Annotated in this window: 12 protein-coding genes and 1 pseudogene; 4 read left to right on the top strand and 9 right to left on the bottom strand. The window is 60.5% G+C overall.

Annotated features, from left to right (window positions below):
- Positions 1–79 precede the first annotated feature (79 nt).
- The 3 genes from AOT96_RS32485 to AOT96_RS35065 all read left to right on the top strand — a co-directional run bounded on the left by AOT96_RS32485 (position 80) and on the right by AOT96_RS35065 (position 2,653).
- The gene (locus AOT96_RS32485; RefSeq protein ID WP_058228202.1) at positions 80–1,540 is read left to right on the top strand and encodes an aminotransferase class I/II-fold pyridoxal phosphate-dependent enzyme; all 1,461 of its coding nucleotides are present in this window, start codon (positions 80–82) and stop codon (positions 1,538–1,540) included.
- A gap of 137 nt (positions 1,541–1,677) precedes the next feature.
- Positions 1,678–2,139, top strand: a complete 462-nt coding sequence (locus tag AOT96_RS32480; RefSeq protein ID WP_058228203.1) for an Hsp20/alpha crystallin family protein — start codon at positions 1,678–1,680, stop codon at positions 2,137–2,139.
- A 163-nt stretch (positions 2,140–2,302) separates the two neighbouring features.
- On the top strand, positions 2,303–2,653 hold the full coding sequence (locus AOT96_RS35065) for a hypothetical protein (protein ID WP_058228204.1): 351 nt from the start codon (positions 2,303–2,305) through the stop codon (positions 2,651–2,653).
- A 404-nt stretch (positions 2,654–3,057) separates the two neighbouring features.
- Here AOT96_RS35065 and AOT96_RS35060 read toward each other — a convergent pair.
- From AOT96_RS35060 to AOT96_RS32460, 3 genes and pseudogenes are all read right to left on the bottom strand, one after another.
- Positions 3,058–3,264, bottom strand: a pseudogene (locus AOT96_RS35060) (type II toxin-antitoxin system PemK/MazF family toxin); the annotation flags it as partial.
- Between the two features lie 146 nt (positions 3,265–3,410).
- Positions 3,411–3,659, bottom strand: a complete 249-nt coding sequence (locus tag AOT96_RS32470) for a hypothetical protein (RefSeq protein ID WP_058228205.1) — start codon at positions 3,657–3,659, stop codon at positions 3,411–3,413.
- A 604-nt stretch (positions 3,660–4,263) separates the two neighbouring features.
- Positions 4,264–6,255 (bottom strand): cutinase family protein, encoded by a 1,992-nt coding sequence (locus AOT96_RS32460; protein WP_058228207.1) that lies wholly within the window; start codon positions 6,253–6,255, stop codon positions 4,264–4,266.
- Positions 6,256–6,519: 264 nt separating this feature from the next.
- Here AOT96_RS32460 and AOT96_RS32455 point away from each other — a divergent pair, with 264 nt between their 5' ends.
- Positions 6,520–7,590 carry a PDDEXK nuclease domain-containing protein gene (locus AOT96_RS32455; RefSeq protein ID WP_058228208.1) on the top strand — a complete coding sequence of 357 codons (1,071 nt, stop codon included), beginning with the start codon at positions 6,520–6,522 and terminating at the stop codon, positions 7,588–7,590.
- Positions 7,591–7,862: 272 nt separating this feature from the next.
- Here AOT96_RS32455 and AOT96_RS32450 read toward each other — a convergent pair whose 3' ends face one another.
- The 6 genes from AOT96_RS32450 to AOT96_RS32425 form a co-directional block, all read right to left on the bottom strand.
- Entirely contained in the window at positions 7,863–8,660 is a 798-nt protein-coding gene (locus AOT96_RS32450; protein WP_058228209.1) for a hypothetical protein, read from the bottom strand.
- Positions 8,661–8,662: 2 nt separating this feature from the next.
- A complete protein-coding gene (locus AOT96_RS32445) occupies positions 8,663–10,513 on the bottom strand; it encodes a hypothetical protein (RefSeq protein ID WP_058228210.1) in 1,851 nt (616 codons plus the stop codon).
- Positions 10,514–10,541: 28 nt separating this feature from the next.
- Positions 10,542–10,841 carry a type II toxin-antitoxin system PemK/MazF family toxin gene (locus AOT96_RS32440; protein ID WP_058228211.1) on the bottom strand — a complete coding sequence of 100 codons (300 nt, stop codon included), beginning with the start codon at positions 10,839–10,841 and terminating at the stop codon, positions 10,542–10,544.
- Positions 10,841–11,074 (bottom strand): YlcI/YnfO family protein, encoded by a 234-nt coding sequence (locus tag AOT96_RS32435; RefSeq protein ID WP_058228212.1) that lies wholly within the window; start codon positions 11,072–11,074, stop codon positions 10,841–10,843. The genes AOT96_RS32440 and AOT96_RS32435 overlap by 1 nt, the downstream gene beginning before the upstream one ends.
- Positions 11,075–11,261: 187 nt before the next feature.
- Positions 11,262–11,891 carry a TetR/AcrR family transcriptional regulator gene (locus AOT96_RS32430; protein ID WP_231917475.1) on the bottom strand — a complete coding sequence of 210 codons (630 nt, stop codon included), beginning with the start codon at positions 11,889–11,891 and terminating at the stop codon, positions 11,262–11,264.
- Between the two features lie 103 nt (positions 11,892–11,994).
- On the bottom strand, positions 11,995–12,963 hold the full coding sequence (locus AOT96_RS32425) for a DUF2637 domain-containing protein (protein ID WP_058228214.1): 969 nt from the start codon (positions 12,961–12,963) through the stop codon (positions 11,995–11,997).
- Positions 12,964–13,451 lie beyond the last annotated feature (488 nt).

Here is a 13,451-nt window from a genome sequence, read left to right as displayed (position 1 = left end):
CGTGCTGACACCAGAGCTGGCGAGGCTGATGTGACGTGTGTTTCGATTGTTTCCGCCGAGCCTGGGGTAGTCCCGCCGCATGGATCAAAACCGAGCACCGTTATTGGAGGCCCTCGCGCAGTACCGTCGGTTGGATCGATACGGGTTCACCCCACCGGGGCACAGACAAGGTCGCGGCACGGACCGGCGGGTACTCGATGTACTCGGGCGGCAGCCGTTCCACGACGACGTTCTCGCTACCTCCGGTCTCGACGACCGCCGATCATCGAACCGCTACCTGGCAGATGCCGAACGATTGATGGCCGACGCGGTGGGCGCGGACTATGCGTTCTTCTCGACCTGCGGTAGTTCACTATCCGTCAAAGCAGCAATGATGGCAGTCGCGGGCAACGATCCCGGAGGACTGCTGCTCAGTCGAGACAGCCACAAGTCGATCGTCGCAGGGCTGATCTTCGCCGGCATCACCCCCCGCTGGATAACCCCACAATGGGATGCTGCCCACCATATTTCGCACCCCCCATCCCCATCTCAGGTGCGAGAGGCGTGGGAAAAGAACCCGGACGCGGCGGGCGCGCTGGTCGTCAGCCCTAGTCCGTACGGAACCTGTGCAGACCTAGCCGCGATCGCAGACGAATGCCACCGGAGGGGTAAACCCTTGATCGTCGACGAGGCGTGGGGTGCACACCTGCCTTTTCACGAAGGGTTGCCGACCTGGGCGATGGACGCGGGAGCGGACGTCTGCGTGGTCAGTGTGCACAAGATGGGGATGGGTTTCGAACAGGGGTCGGTATTCCACGTCCAGGGAGATCTTGTCGACACTGCTCATCTGTCGGCGTGCGCCGACCTGTTGATGACCACGAGCCCCAACGTCATGATCTACTCAGCCCTGGACGGATGGCGCCGTCAGATGGTCGAGACCGGATACGAGTTGTTGGATTCAGCTCTGACACTGGTCAATTCACTTCGTGACGACATCGAACAGCTCCCAGACCTCGAGGTTCTCGACTCCGAATTGCTGGGTCACCAGGCATCCCACGACCTCGACAGAATGCAAGTGCTGATCGACGTTTCACGCACGGGAGCCACCGGCTACCAATGCGCCGATTGGCTCCGAGCCGAACGCTCGATCGACGTCGGCATGAGCGATCATCGGCGCATTCTCGCGACCGTCTCCACCGCAGACGATCGCGATACCACCCGAAGGTTGCTGGACGGTCTCCAAGCTCTCTGCGGCGCAGCACCGAGTTTCCCCGACACCCCGCGCATCGAACTACCCTCTCCCGGGAGCCTTCAACTCGAAACTGTCTCATCGCCACGCGAGGCATTCTTCGCCCGGACGGAAATGGTCCCAGGTGTGCACGCTGCCGGGCGTATCGCGGCCGAGCAGCTCACACCGTATCCACCCGGAATTCCGGTCGTGGTGCCGGGAGAGCGCCTCAATGGGGAGGTCGTCGACTATCTCCAGTCCGGTCTGCGAGCGGGTATGGCCGTGCCCGATGCCACCGACTCCTCACTCGATTGCTTTCGGGTGATGGTGTGAACTGCTCTGTTTACTGATCTGGCACTCTCGGTTGCAGAGTGCCAACTCGGGTGGTTATCATGTTCTCGCACAGTGAGTTCGGTCAACCGCCACAGTGGCGGTGACCATTCTTTTCACGACATGGGAGGTGTGTTGCTGTGCTTCGTTTCGATCCTTTCACCGACATCGACGCGATCACCAAGTCCGTACTCGCCGCGGGAACCGGCAACGGACGCAGTCCACGGTTCATGCCGATGGACCTCTACAAGGTCGAAGACCAGTACGTCTTGCACGCCGATCTTCCCGGCGTCGACCCAGGATCAGTGGACGTGCACATCGACGGCTCGACCCTGACGTTGACCGCGCATCGCACCGACCACTCCGAAGAGGGTGTGAGCTGGCTGGCGAGTGAACGTTTCGCGGGAACATACAGACGACAGCTGTCGATCAGCGACGACATCGACGCCGAACAAATCGAGGCCTCGTACGACAACGGCGTGTTGACGGTGACGTTGCCGATCGCAGAGAAGGCGAAACCGCGAAGGATCGAGGTCTCCTCCGGACCGCCCTCACGAACCGGTAACGCCGGATCGACAACACAGGTGCAGATCGAAGCCTGATCCACCTGGCCCGAACACCGCTTGATGGTGGGGTGACTCCCGAGGACACGCGATGGGTTCTCGGGGCTCACCCCACCATCGTTTCGATCTCCCACCGCACATACGAATGGCCGACTGCACATCCACCACACGAAAGAATCAGCGCGAGAACCCTTCAGCTGCCATGACTGCATCAACCTTCCCCCCGCACGAGCAATCCGACAACACAGGCAACACCGAATCCCGCACGCACACCTCGCCCGATTGGTGGGATCACCACCGTCCGATCACCAGCGACGAATACAGCGACATGGCGTTGATGCTCGGTGCACTCTCGATACTGACGTTCTGGATGTTCGGCCTCGGCATCCTCCTCGGTGCCGCCGCCATCGGAACCGCCCTGGCAGCGCGCCGACCCGACACCCCCGGACGCGATCTGGGCGACAACACCGCCGGCGTGGTCGGGATCCTCACCGGCATTGCCGGAATCGCCTTCGGCGCCGTCTTTCTCACCGCAGCACTCCCCCACCTGTAGACAAGCGCAACGACAAGGAAGGACACACACCGAATTCGGAACCTCCATCGCAGCGCTCTCGAAATTTTTCCCTGGGTTGTCACCTGCATTGCCAGGCACCGTTCTCCGACTGTCGCACCTTTGACGTATCGCTCTATCGCCCAGGCATTTTCAACTCCAATAGACGATGCAGGATCTGCGTCATGTATCGGAATTCTGGACCACGCACGCATACTTTCGATGAGTCCCGTGGCCGGACGCGGCACTATGCCTCGACCTCGCTGCCCACATTCACCATCGCCTGTTATTGCGCTCAGCGGAGTTTGCGCAGACGGAGCGCCCTGAACGGCAACGGCAGCAACGCATACGGCTTCTGATGACCTCTCCGCTTGCGCAGCTGCATATTTGAGAGCGTGTGCGCGTCCTCAAGTACGGCAAAAAGTCTGTATTCCGACCTTGCCGACAGGTGCAGGATCCAGACGCCGGGCCGATACCGACCGCACTTGCTCCGCTTGCGCTTTCGACGCTCGCGCCAAACCTGATTCGTCAGGCTCGACAAGCATCTGAAACGGAAATACGTGCGCAGTATTGGTCGTCAACGGCACCACCGTGATCACGCCCCGGCCGAGATTTCCGCAGCCTGATGTCCATTGCTCTCGAAAAGGATGCCGCACAATATTTCTCTCCCGTACCCGGAAAATTGCATTCTTCCGTCGCAGCCTGCTCCCGCAGTGCTACCCAGTTACCGAACCCGGCATTGCTACGCACAGAGAACCCTCTAGCCTGCAGCGGCAAGATCTTCATCGTTGGCAAAGATCAATCGTCCATCGTCGAGCGCGATCGCCCACCGGTGCACCGGGGCCCAATCCCGCCCCACCGATCCCGGATCGATGACCATGTCGGCGTAGTCTTCGATGATCACACCTGTGCATACCGTATTTCCCTCGGTATCGAATCCAGGTGCTGTAACCCTAACCCTGGAACCGACACTTGTCGTGCCGCTAGTTTCGCCATTGTTATCGGTCATTCGTCTGATTCTGGCAGAGCAACTTTGTAGTAATTCACACGGGCAACCATCCCACGCATCGACGCGGTCGGCCTAGACCAACATGGGCGCCGACTCACGTACGGCGGGTCTTCGCGTACTCGTCATATTCAGCGCGGAGGTAGTAATTTCGGCTCACCCAGACAATCCGGGCTTGGCGCTTCTTTGTCAGCGATTTGACGTCGCGAGACCTCGGCTTCGGCAGCTACGCAGCCAACGAGTTGGTCAGACGAGGAACACGAATGAATCGCACCCGGGAGTTACAACCACGCCATCAGAGCGATGGCCGAACATCTGGACGCCGTCAGTGTTACACTTGAAGTTCTTGTCCAAGACAGTAATTCGGGCACTCTCCATCGCCACGTCTGAGCTGATGCTATCAGGCCTGATCGGATCGCGATCGATGAAGCCAGCTGGCAGGGATTCGAGCCGATGGCCGAGGCGCAAAATCCCCACGATGCGGGTACGAGACGACCATCGGACCCTTTCCGTGACCGCTTGGCACCGCCCCTGCGTGAAATTCCCGCGGGGTTGGCAATGCACGCGCATTCCCCACTGAGAAGCAGGACTGTGGGGCGCTATCGAGTCATGCTGCGCGTCCGATCTGCAGATTGAGCCAGTCTGAGATCCACTGGATCGCGTTGCGGCCCGCGTTGTCCACGACGAGGGAGTTGTAGTTCTGGTGTGCGCCGGAGGCGAAGAAGGACGCTGCGCCGAGCCCCTCCCCTATTAAGGATGCGAGGTCGTTGGCGCCCGGTGCACTGACCATCTCGGTCAACGAATTAGCCAGTGCCGGAAGATCCAGCTCCTGCACCTGAGGGGTGTCGGCGGCCCCGACCGTCGAGGCCTGCTTGCCGAGCAATGCCGGATCAGTCTTCGTCGCTTTGCCTGAAAGCATGCTGACCGCGACCGTGGCGAGTTCGAGTCCCACCGGAACGAGGCCGGTCATGGCAGCGCCGGCTCCGAGCACGTCCGGACGCTGTCCGTGTGGTGGTAACAGCTTCTCCACTGCGGCCCAAGCGGTTTCCTGTACCTGCCCGACGAGGTTGGCAAGCTTGATGATGTCGACTCCTCCCAGGATCGACACGACGAGCGCCGCGACCTGCGAGTAGCCGGACGGATCCGGGAGTACCGACAGAACCTGCGAAACCCATTTCAGATCGACACCAGCGGCCATCTTTACCAACGGAGAGAACTGGTTGTTCAGATCCCCTGCAACCTTGTGGGCACCCTGCGCATCGAGTGCGGCGACCTTCTGCGGGAGCAGACTCAGATTCGCCAGGATCGCAGGCATGTCCAGGGAGGTGAGCCCGGTGGCGACCCCTAGGACTTGGTTGACGACGACCGTGGGCTTGAGCACCGAAAGGACTCCAGAGGCGGAACCGAGAATGTCGCGCGGTGTCGTTGCAAGGGGCGCGATCTGCCTGTCGAGGGTGCCGGCAGCAGTTGATAGCGAATTCAGGTCCGGAGATGCGGCCGGCAGCATCGTGGAACCGTTGCTGGCGAGTTTGCTCGCGGTGTCGGCGATCGAGGTCGCCGTCGAGAGCGCACCGCTGAGATCCGATTGACCGGCTTTCTCCAGAACCTGGTTGGCATTGTTTTCGGCTGTCCCGACGGGGGATGCAGCCAGTTGCCCGTTCGCGGCTGGATTGGCGGCACCGGAGCCGAGTAGTTCCGCGAGCGGGCTGATGGTGTTCGCCAGAGTTGACGCACTGGAGGCGATCTTCGCGAGATCAACGGCGCCGTCTGTCTTCGACAGTTCGCTGGTCAGCTTGTCTGTTGCCGTGGCAAGGCCCGGAAGGTCGGCTTGGGAGAAATTCGACGCCAGAGTGGTGGCCAAGCGTGAATTGCCGCCGACCTCGCCGTCTCCTCCACCGCTCGGGGCTTTCGAGAGCACTGAGCCCAGCGATCCAAGCAGCGGACTCGAGCCCTTCTGGATCGAGCAATAGAGGTCTTTCGGATCGCAGATCGATGCGACGCGCCCCGATAGTTTCCCCATCCCCTGCGGCCGCGGATCGGCAATGCCTTTTCCCGATGGGTGCGGGCCGATGACTGTTTCACCATCCGTTCCGGAACCGGGATCTGCGAGGAGCCCGACCGCGAGGACTTGCTCTGCCGTGATGGGGCCGGAGCCATTGCCGATTTCGGATGCGAGATCGCCTGCGATGTCCGCGCCCTGGGAATAGCCGGTGATGGTGAACTTTGTATTGGAGCACTTCGCCGCGGTTTCGGAGAGAATGCGCTTCGCCTTGCTTAAACCATCGGATTTACTGTCTGCGTAAGTTTTTCCGTTGTCGAAAGCTCGCGCCATATATGGCAATGTGTAGACCTGCGCCGCGCTACCGCGCTTGTCCGCGATGCTGTCGGCGATTGGCTTGAGCATCCCGACCGAGACGGTCGGGTCGGCACCTTCCCCCGTTTCCCAGGTTCCAGGAATGAAGAGGGCAAAAGTGGGCGGGCACCCGGTGGGCGCGGCGGACGCGATCAAGGGCGTTGTCGCTATGAATAGACTGACGGCGACTGAGGTTGTTGCCAGCAGGCTGACGGCACGATAAAGGGTCGAATGTAAAAGCGGCATGTAAACCTCGCCTACCTGGGGAATTGCACCTTCTCGTGTGCGATGAGATCGATCAGGGCGCACTTTTATGGGAGTGCCAGATCATGCCGCGCCGGATTGCGCCGGTCAACGCGCCTTGTGAGAAACCGAGGTTCGAGTGGGCGAGGTCCGGTCGATGGCCGGTACCGAACACCCACGTGAGCCAAAATCGCCGCGCCTACGTGGTGCGGTTGCAAGTGGCATGTCCGGTGGGCGTTCCCAGGAGCGCTGGGTGAAGATGGATGGGTGAAAGCGCCAGCTGAACTGCCTGCCGACTACGCCGAGCTTCTCGATCATCTCAAGTCGCAAGTTCGGCAAGCGCGAGTTCGCGCCACCCGAATCGTCAACACGGAACTTCTCGTCCTGTACTGGGACATCGGGCACGCAATCGTGCAGCGTCAGGAGGCCGAGGGCTGGGGTTCAAAGGTGATTGACAGACTCGCTATCGATCTTCGATCAACCTTTCCCGATATGCGTGGTTTATCGCGGACCAATCTGAAGTACATGCGGCAGATGGCGAGCATCTGGGGACGCGATGCAATTGGCCAACAACCTGTTGGCCAATTGCCGTGGGGTCATGTGACGGTATTGCTCGACAAACTGGATAACCAGTCCGACCGCGACTGGTATGCATCAACGGCTGCCGAGCACGGGTGGTCGCGCAATGTGCTGCACAATCAGATCAACAGCGGTTTACGTCACAGGATCGGTGCGGCACCGTCGAATTTCGGGGATCATCTTCCAGCCGAGGATTCCGATCTCGCTCAACAGTTGGTGCGTGACCCGTACGTCTTCGATTTCCTCGACATCACCGAACGTGTCGCTGAACGTGAGTTGGAATCCGCGCTGATGCGTCGCCTGGAGGAGTTCCTCCTCGAACTGGGGCACGGGTTCGCTTTTGTCGGACGTCAATACCATTTCGAGGTCGGTGATCAGGATTTCTATATCGACTTGCTGTTCTTCAACTGGGTGCAAGCGAGGTTCGTTGTCGTCGAGTTGAAGGTCGGCAGGTTTGAGCCGGAGTATGTCGGGAAGCTCGGCTTCTATGTTTCGTGGATTGACGACAACCTCCGTAACAAGGACATTCACGCATCGACTGTGGGAATCTTGCTCTGTGCCGGCCGCAACGACAACGTCGTCCGATATGCGCTTGCCGGGACGACTGCACCCCTCGCCGTAGCCGACTACACCTATGAGACTCTCCCCTCGCAAGTTCGCGCTCTTGTTCCTACCGACGACGAGATCGCAGCAGCCGTGGAAGCCACCGTCTCCGAACTCGACTCCCAACTGCCTGGTAAACCTGACAGCCTCGACTGAGCGCCTCACGTTTCGGACCCTGCCGACGTATCCGTGGAAGTGGGAAATCAATCTTGTTGTTCGGTCCGACAGTCTGCGAACTGAATTCACCGTCCTGCCCGGCACGCCGAGGCGAGGCAGCAGTATCACCACTGAGGTCGTCAATCCTCTTTCAATCCCACGAAAGTGTCGAGTATGACGAGGTGGAACATGTTCTGCCGGTAGCCAATAGTTTGTGGCGCATTGTGTTGTGGCGCATTCGAGGTCACGGAGGCGAGTGACCTCGACGCGAGCTAATGCCAGTCGATATGAACGGATTCGATCGAGTCGAAGTGGAAGCCGAAATCGTTGCTGTACTGATCGAATCCTTTGTTCTCGGGATAATCCAATGTTGCGTGGCGTTCGAGCAGTGCGACGACCCGTGCGTGGTCGTCGTTGGCGAGAGCTGCGGCCAGTTCGCGTGACTCTTCAGCGGTGAACGGGACATCTGAGTTCGCGAAGTCGAGTGTGCGGACGCGGTAGTCGTAGCCCTCTTCCGATCCGTTGCGCACCGAGACTCCGCCTTTGACGCGGATCGTCGCTTTTTTCGGGGTGCCGTCGGGGCGCAGGACCCCGGCGCGTTCCATGATGTCGTCGGCTTTGACCTTTTTGAGTTTCTTTTTGGCGTCGGCGCGCAGGTCGTTTGTCTCCCCTGATCTGTAGCGGGAAACGGCAGAGGGTGAGCGGCCGATCTTCTTGGCTACCTCCCCGATCCCGCCGAGTCGCTCGATCGCTGCGCGGCGTTGCGCGCGCTCGGCGACATCGATGTGCGGGATGCGGCCTTGTTGTGCCCATCGGCGCAGGGTGCGGTCTGAGGGTGGTTTTCGGCCGGCGTCGATCGAGGCTTGGCGTAGGCCATCGTTGCCGATCTCCTTGCGGATCTGTTTGACGGAGACTTTGCTTGTTAATCCTGCTAGTCCCCCGGCCTTGACGGTTTTGGACTTCTCGACTCCGCTGGTCGCGGCTTTGGAGACGGACACCTTCAGCCCGTCCAGACCGACTGTCTGTTGTACCGGTTTCTTCGATCGAGGTTTCGGGAGATGCAGGGCCATCGCTACTTCTCCTCGTCGTGTGCGAATGCGCTTTTGATGGCGAGATTCATCTCGTGCGTGTCGTCGGCATCTCTGAGTGCCTCGATCAACGGTTCGGTCAGGAGAGTACGTTTCTCCACGGACATTTTGCCGAGCGCGTCACTGTCGTCGGCGATGTTTTCGCCGTCGGCGAGCATGTAGACCCACGAGTCTGTCACGGTGCGCACGGGCCATCGGCCGGTTTCACGCGCAATGCGCATCGCGACTCTGCGGCCGCGCCAGCGGCAATGGGCAATGATCGATGCTCGCCAGAGGGGCTGGTGGTGATGTTGCATCTGCTTCGCGGTCCACATGTCCGGGTTCACCATTCGCCCGATGTAGCCCTTGTAGCAGGCGCCGAGGAACCGTTTCATCGCAACGTCGCCGGTGTCGACTGCGTTTTTGCGGCCTTCACGGAGGATCTTGGCCCATTTGTCGAGAGCACGTCCTTGCTCTGGGTAGACCCAGGCTTCGGCGATGTCGAGATCGTCGAGTTCGGCGCCGATGCCTCCGTCGGCAACGGGTGCTTGCAGCGCGTCCAGGCTTACGGATGTGACCCAGGTCTGCACGGGCTGATCGGCGAGCATGTGGGGGTGTGGGAGTGGAAGTTTCGCAGGCAGTGCGAGCATGTTCCCGGCGGGGAGGGTGATGCGCCAGAGCCCGAACGGTGCACCTTTCGCGCCCGATGCTGCTGCGCTGGCTGCCTTTTCACCGGTCAGGTATCGCGGTTTCCCGTAGCCGAATTCGAGCATGCCGGCCGAGGCGAGGTAGGCAGCTCGCTGGTCGATTGAGACAAGTTCCGTTGCGTCGGTGAGGTCGTCGGCGTCGCAGATGCGGGTCCAGCCGACCTCGGGCTCGAGGTCACCGCGGGGTTCGCCGTTGAGCGGTGGGATGGGCCCGCCGGTGGTGACCGCGATTCCTTTGCCGCTTCGGGTGCGTTCGCGCTTGATCTTGTCGAGGACCGCAGCGCCAGTGCGTGCGGGTGTTGGCCCGGGGAGGACACCGAGGTGGCATGCGCACCATGCGAGTCGCCGTCCGAGTTCTCGGGCTGCGGGCAGGTCGTCGTCGGGGAGATAGGTTCCGACGGTAGGTGATCCGAGAATTCCCATGTCGCCGACGCGGTTGTTCCAGCCGAAATCCTTGTTCCAGTATGTCCATACGTACGGTTCGATGAAGATGTCGACCATCGAGGTGAAGTTGCCTGTTTTTCGGGAGAGGTGTACGACGTGGCCGGGGTCTCCGCGCAGTTCCCACCCTGCGGTGAGCATCGGCGTCAGGGTGGAGTGGAGGATGGCGGTGAGTTCTTCGGCGGCGCGAGTGCGGAGTACCTCCATGTCGTCGACGTCGTCTTCGTCGCCGGGGTCGATGATCCAGCCGAGCGTCTCGCAGGCGTCGATTCCGACTACCCAGACCTGGGCAGGGGCGCCGAGGGGTGTCAGGGTTGCCCAACGGATGAGTTTGTCCAATTTTTCCACGGAATCCACTGGGCCGGTCAGCTTCTCACCTGACGGCGTGTAGGAACCAGCTGCGGTCACGATGAGGGCGTGTCCGTCTGCTGACGTGCCGGCGGGGGGTAGCGTTTGTGGAGCGGTTTCGCCGGGTTCAGAGCTCCGATCGGGAAAAGTTTCCGGGGGGCGGGGCCCCTCGTCGGGGGATAGATCGCCGTCGTCAGGGGCGGGTTGGGTAGCAGTATCGTGGGCAGGCTTGACAGCGGTTTCATCGCCGAGATCGAACAGTGACGGCTGATCGGATTCAGGCACGTCACCCGGACTGGTTGCCGATTCCGGTGTTTCGAGATCGAATAGGGTGAACTGCTCTCCCTTCTTCAACGCCATGATTCCCCTTTTTTGCCCGTCGACGCCGTCATTCGAGATCGAACGCAGCGCGGACGGCGGCGGACAGCGATTCTTCTTGCGCAGGAAGTAGGTATCCGATGTTGCGCCCGAGTGCACTGCTGGGGATGGTGGTGACGTTTTCGCAGCTGATCACTGAGTCGGCGTCTACTCCGTTTGCTATTCCGACTGGCACCTCGGTGGACAGTCCTCGCATCACGGTGGTGATGGGGGCAACTGTGACGTGTTTGAGGTGCGGGCGGATGATTTCTCGGGTCAGCACCAGCACGGGGCGGACTTTGTCGAGATCAGCTTCGTGTATCGGTCGCATCAGGCGAGACCCGTCGATTGTTTCGTTGTGTGATTGACCAGTGGAATGAGTTCGTCATGGGCGGTTGCGTGAGCGAGGATTTCGGCGTCGCGTGCGGCGGCCTGTCGGCGGCGCTCGCGTTCGAGCGCCCGTAGCACCAGCGAGGCGCGTGATGTGGCGCGTTGCTCTCTGACCTCGGAGTCGAGAAATGCCACGATCTCGTCCGGTAGGCGGACCGCGATTTGCGTGCTCATGAGCTGAGGGTACCGGGTTGGGATTCATCTTGGTACCAGCTAGTCATGTGCGTCCCTAGCCCCCGACGCCGCATCCCCGGGGTCGCTAATGCAGTGTTTAACATCAAATGACCCTGTATTTGCTACCCATCAAAGGGTTTTGGGTTCGGCTACCCTCCGCTCCCCTGTTCAAGGGTCAATTAGAGGTCTACGAGTCAAGTGGCAGATAGGCGCTCAGTAGGTCCTCGATACGAGAAGTGAAATCTCCAGCGTCACCGAGAATCCGAATTACTTGAACCGAACCGATAAATCCTGCACACAGATTCATCGCCAGACGCTGGGAGGCCGCGTTGTCGGGAATCTGTTTCTCTGCGATCGCGGCAGCGACAAGTTGACTGGCGAGATCCACCCACTCGCCGAACGCGTGTTGAGCAACGTCGAGTCCGGTTTCCGTTGTGAGCCGGAGCCCCGCTCGAACGAGCGCATCGGACGCTACGAGCGATCCGAGGCCGTTGAAGAACATTGCGACGTGGCCAAGTGGGGACACCCCTACTCCGTCGGTTGAGTGCAGAGTTCGGAGGAGGGCTGTCGACCAGTGGTCGACGAGTTCTCGTGCAATCTCTTCCTTCGAATCGAAATGGAAGTACACCGCGCCTTTCGTGGATGCAGCTTCCGCGACGATGTCATTCATCGATGTAGCTGCGTAACCATTGATCGCGAAGGAGCGTGCAGCGGCCTGGAGGATCTTCGCCTTCGTATCGAGTGCTCGTTGTTGACGAGGTCGCCTGTGCGGGTCGGATGGAACGGTCACGTCGATTCGGTTGTCTGGGTCAGTCAATGCGGGTTCCTTGCCTGCGATCTGGGGCCGTCGGAGTGCATCTCCAATGATGACGCGTTTTGTGGACATCGGGTGCTTCCCGCATGGCCGGTTTCAGCGTGGTTCACGCCGTTGCAACGAGGTGCTCGGCCAGGTGGACGTCGGGGGCGCGCATGTCGATAAGGGGCGGGCTGTCGAATCCGGCCGCGCGGGCAGCAATGTCGAACTTCTCGTATCGCCGCCATGAGGTCGACGTCGCGACGGGTGGCACGGACGTCTGGGCGATCATCTCCCAGGTCAACGTCGGGTCCGCAAGTTTGCGACGTGCGGTGTCCTTTACGGCGTCAGGCAGGTCCGACTGGACTATGAACCATTCGAGCTCGGGAGCTACTGCCGACTCCCCCTTCGAAGGCTGCGAATCCACCGGGGATTCGGTTGCTTGGATGGGACCCGGGTCTACGCCTCCCTGCCCTGTACTCGCATCGCGGGCAACAAACGAAATATCTACGCTATCGGACTTGCCACTTCCGTTGCTGCTTTGCGTAGCGGCTTTGCCCAGGGGTGCGGCGGCATTGTCGATCTCGATCTTGTAGTCGGCGTATGCAATCCCTGTCGCTCTGATCAGGATTCCGAGTCCATGCGTGAACGCAAGGACGAGAACTGGCGGAATGATCGCGATCATGGCTGCAACTGCGGGGTCGAGAGGCGCGTAGCCAACACTCCGACCTGCCGCTACCGCTTGTTGCGCAGCTGTTGCGGAGTGGAATGCATGGTAGGCGTTGCCGAGAATGCTGATCGCGACGACGGCAACAGCGACTGCCACGTAGAAGTATTTGTCGCGGCGGTTCATCCGCAATTTGCTGAGAATCACTATCGCTACGGTCGATCCGAAGATTGCGCTGTCGACGATGACAGGAAAGATCCATGCAAGATTTTCGGGGATTGTTCCCTGGCGCGCAAGGTCACGCTGGACTGCGAAAGAGAGGACGAATGCGCCGGCAGTGATCCCGATCGCGATGAAAATTGCGATGAGAAGTGCGGCGATCAGTGCTCCAAGCTGGATCCGCGCAGCGCGCAGACTAAAATCACCCATGATCGGGTCTTCCTTCCTACAGGGCTGTCCTCGGTCTGGAGCCTCGCCGGTTGCCGCCGGCGGGGCTCCTTCTGTTTTCGAACGGTGGTGGCCTCATCGCTGCTGTCGGCTCATTGCGACGTGGGGGCTTACTGGTACATGTGGCCACGGCTTTGCACTTCAGCGAGATGCCGGCAGCGAGATGCAATGCAGGTGAGCGGTGCGTGCGGCGCGATCGTTCAGACTCTTCGCCCTATTGCATGGCGGGTCGGGCGGGCCACGCGCATGTTCTGCATTTTTGCGTGCGCATTGCGTGTCGACGATGGGGGTCCGCTACGAAATTGCGTGTCGCTTTCCATGCACAAGGAACGCGCCACCTCGCTGTGCGGAACGGATCATTTTTTCGGGCGTTGTGACATGGTTTGCGCACACACTGAAGTACAGCCGGAGGCTGACGGCCTGTTGCGCGATCTTGTGTTGAACGGGTAAGCATGCGAAATATTCCGTGC

The sequence above is a fragment of the Rhodococcus sp. 008 genome, assembly GCF_001682295.1.
GTDB lineage: Bacteria > Actinomycetota > Actinomycetes > Mycobacteriales > Mycobacteriaceae > Rhodococcus_F > Rhodococcus_F qingshengii.
This window is presented reverse-complemented; position numbering and strand designations above follow the sequence as displayed.